This window comes from Flavobacterium sp. CR10, from assembly GCF_055814415.1.
This window is the reverse complement of sequence record NZ_CP185985.1, coordinates 4,148,645-4,167,536: the sequence shown is the minus strand read 5'-3', so window position 1 is coordinate 4,167,536 and position 18,892 is coordinate 4,148,645. Positions and strand designations below refer to the sequence as shown.

Annotated in this window: 15 protein-coding genes; 13 read left to right on the top strand and 2 right to left on the bottom strand. The window is 38.6% G+C overall.

Features of this window, described 5'->3' with window-relative positions; translation table 11 throughout:
* Nucleotides 1–553: 553 nt before the first annotated feature.
* The 6 genes from ACNRYB_RS17870 to ACNRYB_RS17845 all read left to right on the top strand — a co-directional run bounded on the left by ACNRYB_RS17870 (nucleotide 554) and on the right by ACNRYB_RS17845 (nucleotide 5,269).
* Nucleotides 554–1,150, top strand: a complete 597-nt coding sequence (locus ACNRYB_RS17870; protein WP_473728171.1) for a class I SAM-dependent methyltransferase — start codon at nucleotides 554–556, stop codon at nucleotides 1,148–1,150.
* Between the two features lie 122 nt (nucleotides 1,151–1,272).
* The gene (locus ACNRYB_RS17865) at nucleotides 1,273–1,851 is read left to right on the top strand and encodes a PhnA domain-containing protein (RefSeq protein WP_473728170.1); all 579 of its coding nucleotides are present in this window, start codon (nucleotides 1,273–1,275) and stop codon (nucleotides 1,849–1,851) included.
* Nucleotides 1,852–1,878: 27 nt separating this feature from the next.
* A complete protein-coding gene (locus tag ACNRYB_RS17860) occupies nucleotides 1,879–2,304 on the top strand; it encodes a DUF983 domain-containing protein (RefSeq protein WP_473728169.1) in 426 nt (141 codons plus the stop codon).
* A 493-nt stretch (nucleotides 2,305–2,797) separates the two neighbouring features.
* Nucleotides 2,798–3,481, top strand: coding sequence for a Crp/Fnr family transcriptional regulator (locus tag ACNRYB_RS17855; RefSeq protein WP_473728168.1), 684 nt, complete (start codon nucleotides 2,798–2,800; stop codon nucleotides 3,479–3,481).
* A gap of 151 nt (nucleotides 3,482–3,632) precedes the next feature.
* Nucleotides 3,633–4,394: a YoaK family protein gene (locus tag ACNRYB_RS17850; protein WP_473728167.1), complete on the top strand. Its 762-nt coding sequence runs from the start codon at nucleotides 3,633–3,635 to the stop codon at nucleotides 4,392–4,394.
* A gap of 107 nt (nucleotides 4,395–4,501) precedes the next feature.
* Entirely contained in the window at nucleotides 4,502–5,269 is a 768-nt protein-coding gene (locus tag ACNRYB_RS17845; RefSeq protein WP_473728166.1) for an HD domain-containing protein, read from the top strand.
* A gap of 231 nt (nucleotides 5,270–5,500) precedes the next feature.
* Here the strand turns inward: ACNRYB_RS17845 and ACNRYB_RS17840 are convergent, their stop codons facing one another.
* The gene (locus ACNRYB_RS17840; RefSeq protein ID WP_473728165.1) at nucleotides 5,501–5,758 is read right to left on the bottom strand and encodes a hypothetical protein; all 258 of its coding nucleotides are present in this window, start codon (nucleotides 5,756–5,758) and stop codon (nucleotides 5,501–5,503) included.
* A 769-nt stretch (nucleotides 5,759–6,527) separates the two neighbouring features.
* On the opposite strand from ACNRYB_RS17840, the gene ACNRYB_RS17835 reads away from it, so the two are divergent.
* The 6 genes from ACNRYB_RS17835 to ACNRYB_RS17810 all read left to right on the top strand — a co-directional run bounded on the left by ACNRYB_RS17835 (nucleotide 6,528) and on the right by ACNRYB_RS17810 (nucleotide 16,275).
* Nucleotides 6,528–6,977, top strand: a complete 450-nt coding sequence (locus tag ACNRYB_RS17835; protein ID WP_473728164.1) for a T9SS type A sorting domain-containing protein — start codon at nucleotides 6,528–6,530, stop codon at nucleotides 6,975–6,977.
* A 48-nt stretch (nucleotides 6,978–7,025) separates the two neighbouring features.
* On the top strand, nucleotides 7,026–13,445 hold the full coding sequence (locus ACNRYB_RS17830; protein WP_473728163.1) for an RHS repeat-associated core domain-containing protein: 6,420 nt from the start codon (nucleotides 7,026–7,028) through the stop codon (nucleotides 13,443–13,445).
* Nucleotides 13,429–13,965, top strand: coding sequence for a hypothetical protein (locus ACNRYB_RS17825; protein ID WP_473728162.1), 537 nt, complete (start codon nucleotides 13,429–13,431; stop codon nucleotides 13,963–13,965). Before ACNRYB_RS17830 ends, ACNRYB_RS17825 begins: the two co-directional genes overlap by 17 nt.
* Before the next feature lie 164 nt (nucleotides 13,966–14,129).
* Entirely contained in the window at nucleotides 14,130–14,879 is a 750-nt protein-coding gene (locus ACNRYB_RS17820) for a hypothetical protein (protein ID WP_473728161.1), read from the top strand.
* 10 nt (nucleotides 14,880–14,889) lie between these two features.
* Nucleotides 14,890–15,468: a hypothetical protein gene (locus ACNRYB_RS17815; protein WP_473728160.1), complete on the top strand. Its 579-nt coding sequence runs from the start codon at nucleotides 14,890–14,892 to the stop codon at nucleotides 15,466–15,468.
* Nucleotides 15,469–15,939: 471 nt separating this feature from the next.
* The gene (locus tag ACNRYB_RS17810; RefSeq protein ID WP_473728159.1) at nucleotides 15,940–16,275 is read left to right on the top strand and encodes a hypothetical protein; all 336 of its coding nucleotides are present in this window, start codon (nucleotides 15,940–15,942) and stop codon (nucleotides 16,273–16,275) included.
* Between the two features lie 155 nt (nucleotides 16,276–16,430).
* Here the strand turns inward: ACNRYB_RS17810 and ACNRYB_RS17805 are convergent, their stop codons facing one another.
* On the bottom strand, nucleotides 16,431–17,411 hold the full coding sequence (locus tag ACNRYB_RS17805; protein WP_473728158.1) for an AraC family transcriptional regulator: 981 nt from the start codon (nucleotides 17,409–17,411) through the stop codon (nucleotides 16,431–16,433).
* 263 nt (nucleotides 17,412–17,674) lie between these two features.
* Between ACNRYB_RS17805 and ACNRYB_RS17800 the strand changes: the two genes are divergently transcribed.
* On the top strand, nucleotides 17,675–18,853 hold the full coding sequence (locus tag ACNRYB_RS17800) for an FAD-dependent oxidoreductase (protein ID WP_473728157.1): 1,179 nt from the start codon (nucleotides 17,675–17,677) through the stop codon (nucleotides 18,851–18,853).
* The last annotated feature ends 39 nt before the right edge of the window (nucleotides 18,854–18,892 follow it).

The window sequence follows — 18,892 nt, the reverse complement described above, 5'->3', positions numbered from 1 at the left end:
AAGGTTCCGTTAATGGCTGCAGCTATCGGCTGGAGGACGTTTTGCTTCGCAGCTGAAGAATGGGGTCTTTTTGTAAGATGCTGAAAATCTTAGATATATGTTTGTTTTGGGAAATGTTTATTTGATTTTAATCAAATTTTTAGCATCGCATTTAATTGTATTTTGGTCTTTGGAGACTCCTAGAATTGAGCGGCGGCTATTATCAGGATTTTAGCAGGATTTATTTGTTATGGAATTTTAGGGCCAGAGATTAGCCGCTAAATCTCTGGTTTTTTATTGGGACAAAATATGATATTGATTTTTTAACATGGCCTGGCTATTTTAAGCGCAGCGCGATTTTCCCCAGAAGGTTTTTTCTCAGTTTCGGCAAGCTATTTGAATTTCTGGGGGCTTGCTGCATTTTCTGTTCCTTTTTTTTGATTTAAATCAAATTTTATAAAGATATTAATCAGTTAAATATATTTTGACTCTCTATATTTTTGCCACTTGTCAAATTATTCCATTTAGCAGGGGAAATTAAGCCAACTGCAGCAGATGCAAAAGTATTTATAAAATGATTTTTGAACAGCTCAAGCAAAATAGATCCATTGATGATAGCGAGTTTAACCAAGTGTACCCTGTTAGGATAAAAAAGCTGGCGGCCCGCCATTGGACACCTGTAAAAATAGCCGGAAAAGCGGCTGGTTTTTTGGTGGACAAGCCCGGTAAAAGGGTATTGGATATAGGCTCGGGGGCTGGAAAATTCTGCCTTGTGGGGGCGGCTTTAACCAATGGGATTTTTTATGGGATCGAGCAAAGGGAATCGCTTATAAAATTATCGCGGAAAATTGCCGAAAAATATAAGATTGAAAATGCTGAATTCATACACTCGAATATTATGGAGATATCTTTTTTGGATTATGACGCTTTCTATTTTTTCAATTCATTTCAGGAAAATATAGATCTGACGGCCCGTATTGACAAATCAATTGATCCAAGCGAGGAACTGTATAATCTATATACGGCTTATCTTAAAGACCAGCTGGAGAAAACTCCCATTGGCACAAAACTGGTAACCTACTGGAGCAATTGCAGAGAGGTTCCAAAGAGTTTCAGCCTTGAATCCGTTTCGTACGGCGGGGTATTAAGCTTCTGGAGAAAAACGGCTTAAATTGGAGCATGAAATCTATAAGCGCTGCCAAATAAAATCAATTAAAATAGAGAGGGTGAAGAATATATGGATTTAGAATATGTTCTGAGAAGCCTTTAAGTTTTATTTCCAAATACAATAAAATGAAATTAGAGGAATTATTAAAAAAGAGAAGCGGAAATGTCTGCGAATTGAGCGACATCAATAAAAATCTAGTGGCTTATGAAGTTCCGCCGGCCCAAAATAAGGGGGCGGACGGTTGGATTTTAATCAATGAGAAGTGCCTTCGCCAAATTGAAAAAAAAGAGGAATTGGATGATGCTTTCTGGAAAAATTTTCTGCCGATATCAATGTGGAGCGAAGTGCCGGCAGTACAGGTGGTATCATGGCGCATGCTTAACCGGTTTCGCAATGAAAGCTGGGCATCCGATGCGCTGGATATGATGTATTTGGATGATGAAAATCTGCAATGGGCAAAAGCGACCGGAGACCATACCGGTGACGGGGCCATTAATTTGCACAAAGACAGCAATGGCAATATCCTGCAAAATGGCGATACGGTGACCCTTATCAAAGATTTGGATGTAAAAGGCTCTTCTTTAAATGCGAAAGTCGGCACGGCAGTTCGAAACATCCGTCTGGTCCATGATAACCATGAGCAGATCGAAGGGAAAATAGAGGGGCAGGCAATAGTGATTTTAACCAAATTTGTAAAGAGATAGCCCCTAAGGCATCAATAAAATTAAACCATGGCTCATGGATTCGGAGCTTTAAATGGATATTTCGAAATGAAGAAAGGAAGCAGATTAAATAGCATTTTAACGGGAAGCTGCCCTAAATGCCAGAATGGGAATATGTACGCGGATAAAAACCTGCTGCATTTGGGTTCTGTTTTAAAAATGCATGAGAAGTGCGGCCATTGCGGGCTCAGATATCAGATAGAGCCTTCTTTCTTTTTTGGCGCAATGTATGTAAGTTATGGGTTGAATGTCGGTGTTGGAATTGCTGTTTTTGCCATCTCATATCTTATTTTTGATTCCGGAATAAAAACATCGTTTCTTGCAATTACCGCAGTGCTGGTTGTTTTGTTTCCGATATTGCTGCGATTATCCCGAAATATTTATATCAATATGTTTGTCTGCTATGATCCGAAAGCGGCAATAAAAAAAGAATAATTAAAAAAACTCCCGGCAGGAAAAGGAAGAGCGTTTAACTGATGCTCTTCCCTTTTTTTAGATTATCTGATATGGCATTGGCAGTGGCGGCAGCCTTTCGCCTTATGCGCTATGATAGCGCACCTGTTTTGCATTGCCGGTTGCCAAGTTTTATAGCTATAGCGTTTGCACTGGCTGTTTCTTCTGTTTTTTTATCGGCCAGCATCCAGATTAGATAGGATTTCTTTAAATGCCCTTATGGCTCTTTGATTGGAAAATAGGTGCGCCGCTGGAGATTTCTTCATTGGCAGATTCTGTAAAGCTTTTAAAATTTGCGGCGGACAAGTCTGCAAGGCTCCGCGGCACGGCGGCATATGCCAGCTTATCATTTCAGGGCAATACTGTGAAAGCAAAGGGGTTTGAAATGGATCTAGCGGATTGAAATGGCATCTAAACTTGATTTAAATCAAGTTTTATATGGGGTAGGGAAAAATATTGTAGCTTTGAGACAGCTATGATTTCAAAATTCATCTTCAATAACCAGTATATTTTAAATGAGCTGCCCCAAAGCGATAGGAACCTGCTTGAAAAGGTGATGCAAAGCAGAAAGTATGCTAAAAGCCAGACAGTATTTACCGAAGGCACGCTGCCTACAGGCATTTTTTATATCCAGTCAGGCAAGATCAAAAAGCACAAGGTCGATAATGATGGAAGGGAGCAGATTATTTACATCTACAGTTCGGGAGAGTTTTTCGGCTATACGGCCATACTAAGCGAGAAGGCATATGGAGATAACGCTGTGGCCATTGAAAATTCAGTCATTTCATTTATATCCAAAGAGGATTTTTTTAATGTTCTCAATAATTCTGCAGTGTTTTCGCGCCTGCTTTTAAAATGCCTCAGCCATGAGTTTAGCGTAGTGGCAAATCTAATGGCTGTTTTATCGCAGCGGACCGTAAGGGAGCGCGTAGCGCTTAGCCTATTGATTCTGCATGATAAATATAAAACAGATGATGGCCAGAAAAATGTTTTCATTACCCTTTCCAGGGGGGATCTGGCCAAAATGGTAGGCACTGTAAATGAGACCCTGGCAAGGGTGCTCCATGATTTTAAGAATGAAAATCTTATATGGATGGAGGGGCGCAAGATCCAGCTGGTTAATTTCCAGCAATTGATCCGCATAGCCAATTTTTATTGATGGCAATGCTATGAAGATTAACCGATTTGGCTAGGCTGGGACAAAATTTTGCTTGAAGAGAGGAAAGCAGCCCCCTCTTTGCAGCGATATGTTAAGGCGGGGCAAAGAGAGAAACTGTCCTATTTATAAATGAAAGGCATTTTTAAAAGTAATGCTTCGCCAACTTATAAAAGCACTGCTGGAAATGTTTAAACACCAAGGAAAAAAAAGAAGTTTGAGGCACAATCTAAAAATTGCCGCCCTTCTCTCGTCTGTTGCCGGGATGGTAAATGTGGCAGGTTTTTTTTCAGTCCAGACCCTTACCACCAATGTGACGGGCCATTTTGCATTTTTCGTAGATGAAATCTTCAAGCTTGATCTCTTAGCGGCATTGATGTGCTTTGGCTATATATTTTTCTTTTTTATGGGCTCTTTCACATCGAGCCTTCTAATGGAGCTGGTAGTGCGCAAAAGAGAAAATATCGTGCATCTGGTTCCTGCATGCATTGAGATTGCAATTTTATTTTTTATTGCCTTCTTTGGAGATGGCTTAAAGGACGGTTTTCCAAATTTAATTGCCTTTATTCTGCTTTTTGCAATGGGAATGCAGAATTCTTTTGTTACAAGAATCTCAAATTCCGTAGTGCGGACCACACATTTAACAGGCCTGTTTACCGATTTGGGCATTGAGCTGTCCCAGCTTTTCTTTTATAGGGAGCAAAAGAGGAAAGCTGAACTTTCCTCTTCAATTAAGCTGCGGATAATTATTATCAGTTTTTTTTTCATTGGAGGCATTACTGGAGGCGTTTTTTATTCAAAAATAGGACTGCAGGCATTATTTCTTGGAGGGCTTATATTGTTTGCTGGCTTAATTTATGACAATATTAGGCTAAATGTAATTCTGCTTGCGCGCAAATTAAAAAGAAAACAATAGCAGATCAAATCCAATCCAATCTAATCTAATCTAATCTAATCTAATCTAATCTAATCTAATCTAATCTAATCTAATCTAAAATATAAGCTCTATTAAATCTTACCAAAATGGAATATAAATATTATATCAGCAGCCATAACGGCATCGAAACGCTCTATAGAATTAAAGAAGGCAGAATTGGAGATTCTGCAGGCACTTTGGAATCTTTCCAAAACGGACGGTGGAATGGCGATTTGAGCTCCTTAAAATCTTTTATGAGCAGGTATGCTTCGGGCTGGCTCGATGAAGGCGACGCCATGGATTATAAGACAGCCATAAGGGCATTAGGAAAAAAAGTGGATGAGGCCAGAAGTTTTGCGGCTGAAAAGCATGGAAACCAGAAATATGGAAAATACCCCTATGAGACGCACCTTATAAATGCAGTTAGCGTATTGCTGCGCAATGGCATTTTGCCTGACACTGAAATGAATATCGATTTATGGAGCAGCGCTTGGCTGCATGATGTGCTGGAAGATACAGATACGGACAGGGATGAAATAATTGACAGGTTTGGGATACATATTTTTGAAATAGTATGGTCCCTGACTGATGGCAAGGGGGAAAACAGGAAAGAAAGGAAACAGGCAATGTATGAAAAAATAGTCCTGAACCAGAATGCAATCATAATCAAACTCGCTGATAGGATTGCGGATCTGGAATTCAGCATCATTGGCAATAATCAGGAAAAAATCAAGCTGTATGCCGATGAAAATGATGAATTGAACAGCTATTTGGCCGGCAGGATTACTGAAAAAGATGGACTGGTGCTTCTGGATTATCTCAATGGCCTGATTGGCAGAATGAAACTGCAGCACTATAGCAGATTGGCTCCATAAAATCTTCACTAGCAAATTCATATCGGGGTGTGCCTGTTAAATCATCGGAAGGAGGGAAATCCAGAGAAGCGATGGCTCAGATTTTTTAGGCATATGCAATGCTTTTTTATGAGCTCTTCCCGCTATACGCTGCACGTGAGCGCTAGCGGACTGGTAAAGCAAGTTCCGGCGCACTATTTTGGGCACGGATCAGGCAAATGTGCCGGGCCGAAATTGGTTGGCGCAAAATTTTCAGCCGTTTATTTTGTCTATATGGTAGCGCGAGAGCCATTTTTCCATTTTCTGGAGCAGCTGTATTTCTTCAAGGTTGCCCATCGGATCTGAAAGCCCTGTTATGGTTCTGCTGTAATGGAATTTCCTGTCTTCAAAGAGGCAGGTGAACTTAGGCATTTCGTTATGGGAAACCATCCAGCTGTCTGGGGCTGTTTTTTTTATTTCAAACTTTTTCATTTTTCCTGATCTTCCGGGGAGCTGCATCTGCTTAGGCATTGCTGCTGTTCTGTGGTGTGTGTGCTTGTGGGGTTTAAACTGTAAAAATAGAATATTATTGCAGGTTGGGATCGTATAATTTTAAAGTTTAAATTTTTTTTGGAGCTCTTCCCACTATTCGCTCCAATCTTCTGCGCCCAGCCTCGACGCAGAAGGATTTCTGCGGCTATTAGGGGCTAGGTGGGTAATTTTATGGTTTTTATTAATCTATGGCATTCGAACTTCTATTGTGTTTTTTGCCCGTACAGAACGGAAGGGAATAAATGGACTTTTTGCTTCAGTCGAGCAACAATTATATATAATAAAAAAATGGCGCAAATTGTCTTCAATTGGCGCCATTTGGCTTTGTGAGAGGGACAGGACAAAGAAAAATTGGCTTGGGATTGAATGATTTTTCGGCAGAAAAGCCATCAGTTCCAAATTTATCTGCCTCAAAATCCAATCCTGCATTTTAATAAATGTCCTCAAGTTTGCTGGCTAAATTAGAGACAGCTCAAGCATTTTGCCTTTATAAATCCTAAGTTAGAGACATTGTTTTTTATTGGATAATATAAAAAAAATAATACAAAAGACCCTTTTCTCTGATACAAAACGAGACTATGCAGGCGCTTTTTTTTTATGACATTCGTGATAATCTGCAGCAAGCTTATTGAAGCAGTTTTTCGCAATCCAGCATAGATGTCCCTTGCTCATCTTAAAAGCATTTTTGGATTGGATTTTAAACTGTTGCCTGCTTTTTGCAAAAGTATTTATCCTAAAAATTAACCCGATGAACAAAACTTTTATTTTTCTGCTGTTTTTCTGCTGCAGTGTCTCGCAGGCGCAGGACAGAATCACTTTTTCTTATGATAATGCAGGCAATCAGATTCAGCGATTGCTGTGCATTAATTGCGCCACCTCAAAAATGGCTGATGAGAAAACGAAGGAGATTACTGCATTAGAAGATGAAGATTTACAAAAATTCTTCCCAGAAGATCTCATTTCATATTATCCCAACCCTGTAAAACAAGAGCTTTACCTTAAATGGGAACTCGTTGCAGACAAAATGGTCACTTCTGTCTATTTGTATGCCATGAATGGACAAGTTTTAAAAATGTACAATGATCTCAGTAAAGCAGATACTCTAAATATCCCTTTTTCATATTATCCTGCAGGAACTTATCTAGTGGTGTTGGTTTATAATGATGGAGAACAAAAAACAATAAAAATTTTAAAATAAAAAATGCTGTTGAGGAATACTCAAATCCAAAAACTTTAAAAATATTCTATGAAAAAACAATACATTTTCATTCTGCTTTTTGCCACCCATTTGATTTTAGGACAAACCCCGACAGGAAATTCAGCAGAAGTAGGCATTACCGACGGGCAATTATCCGTTTCCCTTTCAGGAGCAGCGACTTACAGCATTCCTGTTATAGCTGTTCCCGGAATTAACGGCATTATGCCCCAAACAAGTTTAGCTTACAACAGCCAGTCAGGAAATGGCGTGGCAGGATATGGCTGGAACATTACGGGAGTTTCTAAAATTACCCGAATAGCCTCAACAAAATACCATGACGGCACAATAGATCCGGTTGATTTTGATAATTTAGATCGTTTCGCTTTAGACGGACAACGGTTAATGGTTAAAAACGGCACTTCCGGTGCTTATGGAGCCAATGGAACCCAATATGAAACCGAAAGCTTTTCGAATGTGAAAATAACCTCTTACGGTGTGCATCCCAGCGGGGCTGCATATGGGCCTGCATACTTTTTAGCGGAATATCCTGACGGCTCTAAAGCCTATTATGGCAATTCAACAGATTCGAGAAGCATAATGGAATACGGCATAACATATTGGGAAAACCCCCAGGGACTCAGAATAAACTACACTTATATATTAACCAATAATGTTCTCAATATCTCTACTATCGGCTATGGTTCCCAAAATGCAGATCCTTCTTTAAGTTTCACAAAGTTTATTTATAAAACGCGCATAAGGCCGGAGCAGTACTATATAGGAGGACAAAGTTTTACTAACGGACAAATACTTGACAAAATTCAGGTAACCAGTCTGGGGGCAACTTTTAGAAGTTATCAATTGGCATATAATGCCAATGCTTCAGGCTATGAACGATTGATAAGCGTGACCGAAACAAAGGGGGATGTCAGCTATAATCCGACAGTTTTTACTTATGAAGACACGTCCGATTCGATATCTTATACTAATATTACAGCAAACTTAAATCTTGGAAGTATTACGACATTAAACACAGGGACTATTTCTGGGGATTTTAATGGGGATGAAAAAATGGAGTTTATACTTTATCCCACTGCAGGAACGGGCAGCAGAGCAAAATATTGGCTGTTTTCGAATATTAGTTCCGGTAATTCCACAAACATAGGCTACGAACATAATGTAGGCGCATTTGAATCTGTTTTTCCTACTATCTGGCTAGGTTTGAATAATAAGCTGATGCCTAAACAGGGATGGACTGTCGCTAAAAAAACAGATGCCAATTATACTTTCACTGTTTATTCAGCCGATCCTGTAAATACTGCTGCAATTGAACAATATAGCAGAATTGTAAATTTTCCAATTCAGCCATCCGGGAGTGGCTGTTACGATAATAAAATTATTCCTAAAAGTATTCTTTCAGGAGATTTTAATGGCGATGGGCTTACCGATGCGATTGCCATTGATAATGCATGCAGTTCTAAAAAAGTCTATTTTGTTGATTTAAAAAGAGACAATACGGCTAATTTTTTAGTCTATTCGGGAGAATTATCATTTGCAATAAATTCCTCTTCGAAAGTCGAAACAGCCGATGTGAATGGTGACGGAAAATCGGATTTCATGGTTTTTGAAAACGGAAAAGTAACCGGCTATACTCTGAATGATGCCAATCAATTGGTTTTATTATGGAATTATAGCGATGCAGACATCTCGATAGATAGCAGCAAGACAATTCTAATAGGGGATTATAACGGCGACGCAAAGGCCGATTTCATTATCCCCTCCGGATATGGATCTGCCACCTGGTATAAATACACTGCGACAGGATCCGGCCTAGTAAAGGCAACAGACACCTATTCCGGAATTTCTTACTTGCAGAATAGCTCAACAGTTACCTATAGCTATACTGCATCCGATTATGACAAGGACGGGAAATCAGATCTGATTTTAACAAAGAATGACCGAAATGCAGGCAACACGGCAGGCAGCTTAACAGTCACGTCCTATAAAAACAGTAATGGGATTTTCAGCAGCAGCAGCTCGACTGCAGCCAGCAGCCCTTATGTGTCTGATATTAGTCTCAATTCACTGCCTATATATCTGCCTACCGGCAAGGGAATCACAACAAGGGAAAAACCTTATAATCCAGCCCTGGAAATTGCTTTTCTGGGCAATAATAAAATTTTCTATTTTAATTCCAATAAGGACAATGCTAAAGACCAATTGCTCAAATCAATTACGACAGGCAATGGTGTAAAAGAATTGATTTCATATAAACCGCTGGATACAGGTTCCAATGAGGGCAGCAATGCGATATACAGCCACAGCGGCTATACCGAAAATTACCCCAATGCAGATATCCAGTCAGCCTCATCAGTTCATGTCGTGACCAAACTGGAAAAGCAGAGCGCGGCCATCTATAAAAAACGACTGTTTAGCTATTATGGGGCCGTTTCCAATCTGCAGGGATTAGGCTTTCTTGGTTTTAGGGCGGCCATGAGCACCAATTGGCATGATGGCAGCAATCCAATTATTTCTACCGTTGCTAAAAACGACATCAATTTGAGAGGGGCAAATATTGAAAATTACACAGCATTGGGATATGCATCCCCTTCGTCCGATACGCCGGCTGCTTTTATAGCAAAATCGGTTCTAACATACGAAAGCCAAGTATTGGGCAATAAGGTTTTTATACTTAAAAATACCATTGCGCAGCAGTATAACGGTTTAGAGAATACCAGCACCCAGACTACGGTTGTTTATGATAATTATAATAATCCCACACAATCGACAACTCTTATAAAAGAAGGGGGGACAACCCAACAGACTGCCATAAGCAGCATAACTTATGCCGCCCCTTCGGGTTCGCCTTATGTAGTGGGAAGGCCAATAAACAAGGCCAAAAGCGTAACAGTGCCTGGAGATGTGATGACTTCTGAAGAGCAATACGCATACAGCACAGGCGGCTTATTGACCCAGGTAAAGAAAAAAGGGCATAATACCAGCTTTATTACCGAAGATAATGACTATGACGGATTTGGCAATATTGTTAAAAAAACAATAACAGCTTCAGGATTGGCGCCTAGGGTGCTTAATTATGAGTACAAAACAGCGATGCCTTATTCCGGACGCTTTTTGACCGAAACCACAGATGCGGAAGGATTCAAAACAGCATATGAATACAACATAATGGAAGGGACCTTAACATCAGAAAATAGGCAGACCGAGCTCAGTTCCTGGAACAATGCCATCAAAACAAGCTATGCATATGATCCTTGGGGTAAAAAAACAAAAATCACCGATTATTTGGGGAAAAGCAAGACTTACAGCTACACCAAAATCAGCGGAAAATCAAAAACAGCAGTTACGGGAGATGACGGCAGCTACAGCGAAGAGCTTTATGATGACCTGGGACGAAAACTGACAGCCAGCGTAAAAGATCTCAATGGAAATATCTCCAGCATATCCTATCTCTATGATATTTATGATAGAAACTTTAAGGTAAGCGAACCGTATTCCGGCAGCGGTCCGACACAGTGGAACGAAACCCAGTACGATGTCTATGGCAGGCCAATTCAAAATAGCAGCTTTACCGGCAAAACTGTCAATATCATTTATTCCGGATTGACCGCTACGGTAAATGATGGCACTAAAATCAAAACAACAGCTAAAAATGCTTTAGGAAATGTGGTAAGCATAACCGATACTCCCGGAGGAACGATTACCTATAGTTATTTTGCCAATGGCAATCTCAAATCATCAAATTATGATGGAGTAGCCACAACAATTGAGCAGGACGGCTGGGGCAGAAAAATTAAATTGACAGATCCGTCAGCTGGTGAATATACCTATACCTACAATGATTTTGGGGAAATTTTAACGGAAACCTCGCCAAACGGAACTACAACCTACACGCTCGATGCGGTGGGAAAAGTAATAAAGAAAGCCATAGCGGGAACGAATACAAGCACTACGACGGCCTACACCTATGACGGCACAACAAAATTATTGGCGCTAAGTTCTCTGGTAAATGTTTCAGAGAACAATGCGGCCACAAATACGGCCTATACTTATGACGCTAATAAAAGGCTGCTTTCATCTGTTGAAACCATGCCTTATGGCACTTTTACAAAACAATTTACTTACGATGCTTTTGGCAGAGTGGACACTGAAACTTCCACAGCCGGCGCAGCTGGAAAAACAAGCAGCAAAACCGTTGTGCATACCTATAAAAATGGTTCCCATTGGCAGCTGAAAGATAATGCAACGCAGCAAGTGTTATGGCAGACCAATACGGTCAATGCTAGAGGACAGCTTACCGGCGCAACTATGGCTAATGGAAATATTGCTATTGCCAACACCTACGACTCTTTTGGTTTTGCCTCTCAATTCAAGAGCGACAAAACAGGCACCACCCCAATAAACATAATGGCGCTCACAACTGTATTTGACGCACAAAAGGGCAATTTGAGCAGCCGCACCAATAGCCTCTTTAATCAAATTGAAAATTTTGAGTATGACAGCCAGGACCGATTGACTGCCGCCACTGCGGAAAGAGTTTTTCTTCAGCAAAACGCTAACGATAACAATATTTCCGGTTATGAAACAGAAGCAGGTGCAACTGCAGCATATTCTGGGCCGGTACTTGTGACGCAGGCAACAGCTGCAGGGGCTGCCCTAAAAAAGACGCTTCTGACGGGAGCCGCAATTGGCGATAAAATCAGTGTAAATTTAATGATTTCCAGAGGAGCAGGTTCTGACATCTTTAAAATATACATTCAGGAAGTAGGCGCAGGCTCTACACTTTACTTCAAAAAAGAGCTCGCATCGGGAACAAATACATTTGAGCATACCGTAACGCAATACACAACGCTGGTTCTCAGGATTGAAAAAGCAAACACCACAGCAAACAATGTCTTTGTTATAACCGGTCTTACCGCCAATAGATTATTCAAACCAATCCAGGCTTATGATGACCGCGGCAGGATTACTCAAAATGAGCTGGGAACTTACAATTACGCCAATACAAATAAAGCGTATCAAAATACGTCGGTGACATTAAGTCCTGAAGCCCTAAGCCATTATCAGACATATCCGACACAGAATATTGCTTACAATGCCTTTAAGGCGCCTTTTCAGGTAGAAGAGGCAGGAAAAGACAAGATAAGCTTTATGTACAATGACAGCAATAATAGAAGCGCAATGTTCTATGGAGGCATACAAGCCGATAAACTGCAGCGCCAATATCGCAAATACTACTCTGCCGATGGCAGTATGGAGGCAAAACAGAATATCACGACAGGCGCGGTAGAATTTGTAACCTATATAGGAGGCGATGGCTACACTGCCCCTATAGTATTAAAAAGTGATGGCACTGTCCAAAATTATCTATATTTACATCGGGACTATCAGGGAAGTATTCTGGCAATTACAGATGCCGCAGGAGCGATTGTGGAAAAAAGGCTTTTTGATGCCTGGGGCGCTGTCATAAAAGTGCAGGATGGAGCAGGCAATACATTAAATGGTCTTACCATATTGGATAGGGGCTATACGGGGCATGAGCATTTGCAAAGCGTCGGTCTCATACATATGAACGGGCGATTGTATGATCCTAAACTGCACCGTTTTTTGCAGACGGATAATTATGTTCAGGATCCGGGCAATACCCAGAACTATAACCGATATGGGTATGTGCTGAATAATCCGTTGAAATATACAGATCCTAGCGGCTGGCTTACGGAAGAAGAGAAGGCTAAAAAAGCACAAAAGGACGAAGAGGAGCGATTAAAAAACGAATATGGCAGAGCGTATGCCGAATGGTATGGCAGGCAGTACGGTATTGGCGCAGATGGGATAAGCAATCAGCAATGGATGAGTCTGGGAGGTCAAGGATTAAATTCTCAAATGTATAATAGCTATGTCAATCAAAATTGGGACGGTATTAATAGCGGGCTCAATCATGGGATGCAACAGATAAGCGGGATTAAAGAAAAATATCCTGGTTTCTACAGAGTTCTTTCAAACTTGAAAACCTATGTAAATGATCATCCATCTGTTTTGGAGTCTATGTCTTTGTATAGTGGCTATTCTAACAAAGAAATATTAAATTTATTATCTGTAGTAAACCTTGTCAGTATGGTGAAAGTTGGTGGAACAGCTGAATGGGGACAGTTTTCTGGTTCGGGAGATAACAAAAATATTCATATCAGTGAACATTTAGTGTCAAGCTTAGACAAAGGTGGATTTGATTATGCAAAGTTTAAAATTTACGAAAATTTGAATGGAAGATCATTTTTGGCAGGTGTTACAGTTTTGCACGAATTGGTCCATTATGGCAGATACTGGAATGGATTACCTTCATTAGTTGACAAATATGAAGCAGGACAGATGTTTGAAAAAAGAGTTTTTGGATTAGTAAATGGGATTATAGGTTCAACAAAAATTGCCGAAATGTATGATTGGAAATTTTAAAGTATTAACAATAGTAATTATTTTATTATTGTTAGGTTGTAAAAAACAGAGTGAAACAATAGAAAACAGGAATTTAGTAATACAAAATATAAATATTTTAATTGATTCTGTTGAAAGTTTTGACATTAACAAAATGCCTGTTTCACAAGTTTCTCATAAGGATTTTAAAAATTATAAACCTGTCAGATTGAAACAAATGAGAATTAGTTTGTTAGATTCAATTTTAGTGACAGAGGATAAATTAAATACAAATGACGAGGTATCTTATTTAAGATTTAATTTGCGAAAAGAAGATTTGATTAATTTTAAATCAAATTACAGAATTAAGATTGTGAAAGTTGATAATTATGATACAAGTGCTTTGTTTGTAACTTTTTTTAATTTTAGTGTTCAAGGGAACAAATCAAGTATTGAAGTAAAAAAAAGAATGGGAATAAGTATGGTTCATCATAGATATTATTTTGAAAAAGAAAATGATGTTTGGATTTTTAAAAAGAAAATTTTAATTGGTCTGGGATAATTTTTGACAGAGATTGGAGAGACATCTGTTGTCAAATTCTTCAAATGATAATTTATATCGCTGTCGCATTCTATGACATATATAAAAAATAGAAATTTTTCAATTTCAGGTTGAAAAAGAAAAGTTAAAAGATGGTCAAGAGGTAGATTTAGAAGTTGTATCTCTTGAGAACAGATAAGTCCTTGCCTTCGGAAAACAGATTTCCTAGCGGCTGGCTTACCAAAGAAGAGAAGGCTAAAAAAGCCCAAAAGGACGAAGAGGAGCGATTAAAAAACGAATATGGCCGAGCGTATTCCGAATGGTATGGTAACCAGTTAGCAGATGGGGCAGATGGGGTGACCAGCCAGCAATGGATGAATCTTGGCGGAGCGGGAGCAAATTCACAGCTATATAATAGTTATGTTAATCAAAATAAGGTTGCGTATAATAATGCATTCAATTATGGGATACTACAGATTGATGCATTTGCAAAAGAGAAATTTGGAAATGACTATAAAGCAAAGTATGGTGTAACATCTCTTAAATGGGGAAGCCAGATGAAAAAAGGAGAAGTTGAAGGCTATAGTTATAATAGCAAGGAAATGATGATTGTTGGACCAGAAGGCCCCACAGGAGGGATTACTACTTCTGATCGTAGAATTTATATTTCTGACTATCATAAATTATATCCTGGTGAATTTTTGGAAGTTACTATGGGGCACGAATTCATACATTCATATCACCGTATGACATTTGGCAGTAATTATAATTTTTCTTTTTCTGAATATGCGGCATATCAGTATTCAATAGATTTTTCATTAGAACATAGTGACGTAATAGATGGAAGTATGGTAAAAGGATATATGGGGAATCAGTCTCATTACAGAAAAGATCCGACAGGAAGATATAATTATATAAATGTACCAGGTTTTTAAATATAGCAATATGAAAACAATTAATCTATTTAGGTTTTGTTTATTTCTTTTTATTTGTGTTGGGATGCAAAAAAAAGAAAATAAAATAGATATCTCTTATTTGGAGTATAGGTCAGATTCAATGGGATATATGAATTTTTTACTATTTGAATTGAGGAATAACACTAAAGACACTTTATTTATCTCTTCTGATAATATTTCAATGAATGTCTCTAAAAATGGGAAATCAATAAAAGAAGAACAAATACCTTGCCTTCCTTTTATCAAACCAAGGGTAAGAAAAAACTTCAAATGTGAAGAAAAAGAAGAGTATGATAAATTTTTAACATCTCTTAAATTAAGGTATGCCCAAAAATTATTTAAAAAGAATAGTATAATTAATAACAATCTATATGATAAAGAAAGTGTAATTGAAGGTATTGCTCAAAGAGTTATAGTATTAATGCCAAATGAATCTATAGACTATGAAATATTATTTTATAGTAAATTGTTTGACAAAACTTGTAAAGTGGATGTAAAATATTTAGATAGTAAGAGATTTATGTATTTTATAGATGATCGTGGGAAAAAGATTGATATTGACTATTGATAGAACCATCTAGTACTCACCGTGCTGCTTAAATTGCAAATTCCGAAATTTAAAATATACAGACTATAATTGGGTTCAAACAATTAGAACTGACCATCCTTTGTGCGGTACTTCACAAATATATACTGACCCCCCAAGACCTAATGATGATAATTTACCTTTTTATTACACAAGGTGAGAATTAGCGGGACAGACAAACACTTCTAGGGGTTATATTGTAGAGTTCTATGATAGTCCGAATAGAGGTGGAATTCGTAATTCTTGGTGGCAAGGAGAACTTTCTTTAGTGGGTAAATTTAATAATGCTTACCATGAGTTGCATACATTTAGTTATGGGTTTGATATGAGAAACTACCAATCTTTTGTAGCACCGCTTATGACAATAAAACCATCAAATTTTCTACTAAATTCTTTTTAAATATGAAGTTTCTAATTTTTTTAATGTTTTTTCATTGTAATACAAATATGAAAATGACCGACAATAATATTGATTCTAAAAAAGTAAGTATTGAGTGGACTGGGAATATTGACAAACCAATTCCTAAAATTATAATTTGTGCAAATTGTACAGATGAAAAAAAAACACTAAAAAAACATCAGTATAAAGTGAGCTCAAAATCTTTAAATGAAATTAATTCCATTTTTTTAACTGGAAATAAACCCGAAAGCGAGATTAAAATAAATGAAAAAAATAAGAAAATTTATTTATCTAAATTAAATGATGTTATATTAATTCTTATAAAAAGTAAGGAAAATGATTTATTAATAAAAGATATTAAAACCTTTGTAAATAGAATAGATTATTAAATAGGAACAGCAGATTATATGGCTTTATTCTGTAGAGAGTTTCTTAAAATTAAGGATGTTGTGAGAATAAACTCGTTGAAATACACAGATTCTAGCGGCTGGGTCTTGTTAGTGAGAACAGGTGTTTTATACAATAAAGAAACACCTGTATTGCCTTATCCGGAGCGTCTAACCTGGCTTGGGGCAATGCCGAACTTTTTCTTAAATGCATTGCTAAAGTGCTGCAATGAATAGTAGCCCAATTCAAATGCGATTTCAGAAGCCAGTTTTCTGCCGTCAAGCAGATCGTTTTTTGCCAGCTCTAAACGCAAGTCAGACAGGTAGGAGAAGGCTGTCTGATTAAACATTTCTTTAAAACCCCGCTTCAGCTTGTATTCGTTTATTCCTGCTATTTTGGCCAATTCAGCCAGTGTGGGAGGCGACTCAATATTTTTACCCAGATAATCGCGGGCAAATACGATCCGCTCTTTGTCGTAATCATGTTTTATGTATTGGGATTTTGAATTTTGAAAAGCATTGAATGATTCCGCCTGCAGAACAAGCAGCTCAATTGTTTTGGATAGAAGAAACAATCTTTTTAATCCGCTGGAGTACTCGCAATTCAAAATAGAATTGATGCAGGTCTGTATGGGCAGATTGATATTGAGATTGGAATTTGAAAAAGCCGAAGGGGTTCCCGAAGCTATTTTGCCGGCAAACCTTTTAAGGGATTCATTCCCGTCTTTGGACATTCTCAAAAAAGAATTCTTTTCGAATTGAATCATAAATGACTTCATCCGCAATTCATCAAATTTCATTTTGCCTTCAGCATTGGTGCCATAGAATAAATTATGCTGATTTTTATTCAGCTCAAAAGAATTGTCCATTCCATCCTGTTTGATGGAGGTTCTTCCCTGAAGGTTAAAATGCATGGCTACCAATTCCGTATCTCCTTTCCAGTCCAGTTCGGCAGGGTTGTCAAGATTAGTTTCAGAATATAGAATCTTGATGCCGTCAAAAAGCCATTGCCTGCCCATTACTTGCCCAAAAGGCAGGTTCATTTCAAAAACGTCTTCTTTGAAGCCGTGATTGCTAAAATCATTTTCATCAAAGGCTATTTCAAGCGCCTTTTTATCATTTTTTAATTCAAATCCCATTGCTCCTTAATTTGCCAGCCTGACTCCTTTTTTTGCAACTCCGTTTTCTGCAAGCTTGATAGTTTTGCATAGTGGGACAAAGCGAGGAACAGACCATAGCAAATTTAGAAAAAACTCTGCAGACTGATGCTTCACAGAAGGATTATTGAAGCTATGGCTTGCAGGAAAAGAGATACAATGGGGAAACTCAGGGTATTGCTGGATCAGTGTTTTGCGCTAATTATTTAAGGAATAAAACGGATTATAAATCAAATAGAAAAGCAATGGATAAAAAAGCGATTATAATAGGCGCGGGCGCAGCAGGGCCAATACTGGCTCTACAGCTGAAAAAAATAGGCTTTGAGCCTGAAATATTTGAATCGAGATCAGAAGAGAATATAAAAGAGGGCGCCTTTTTAGGCGTCACTCCCAATGGTCTTAATGTATTGAAAGAATTTGTTGATTTGAAGCTGCTCAAAGAAGATTATACTCCCGGTTCGATGAAGTTTTTTAATTCCAAAGGAAGACAGATAGCAGAACTGGGCACGGCCTATCAGAAGCAGCAGTATGGAGCAGAGACCATTCAGATTAAAAGGGCAAACCTGAACCGATATGTCCGGATGGCGGCAAAAGCTGCAGGTATAAAAATAAACTATAATAAAAAATTTCTAAGGTATAGTGAGGCAGACAGAAAAGTGACCGCATATTTTGCTGACGGAACTGAAGCCGTAGGCGATATTATGATAGGCTGTGACGGAATGTTTTCCGAGGTTAGAAAACAGCTGTTTCCTGGAGTTTCTGCTCTCAAATACACCAAACTTATCTCAACTGGCGGCTATGCGAAGATTTCTGAACTTTCAGAGCCGTTGGATTCAATACAGATGACTTTTGGCGAAAGGGGATTTTTTGCCTATTCGGTTTCTGATAAGGGGGAAGTCTGGTGGTTCAACAATTACTTTAGAGAGCTGCAGCCAATGCAGCAGGAAATGGAAAAAACGCTAAAAGCTGAAATTCAGAAACATTTAATGGATATCCATAAAAATGATGATCCTCTGTTCTCTAGAATAATAAAGAATAGCCATGAGATTATTGCCTATCCGATTTACGATGTGCCTAAGCTTCTGCATTGGCACAAAGGCAGGGTCTGCCTTATTGGAGATGCGGCGCATGGCATTTCTCCTCATATTGGGCAGGGAGCGTCATTGGCTTTAGAAGACACAATTGCAATTGCCGAGTCATTAAAATTGCATGGCGACTACAGCACTGCGTTTCGGATTTTTCAGTCTGAACGCCAGCCCAGAGTAGAAAAAATAATAAAAAGCGCCAGAAAAACAGGCGATTCTAAAACCAGGAGCAATCCAGTGGGAGCATGGTTTCGTGACCGCTTAATCGGCTTTTTTATAGGCAGACAGATCCAAAGGCTTGATTGGATTTATGGCTGGACCTATTCACGCAAGAATTAAATTTGAAGCGGTTAAAGACTGATAAAACGGCCATTCTTT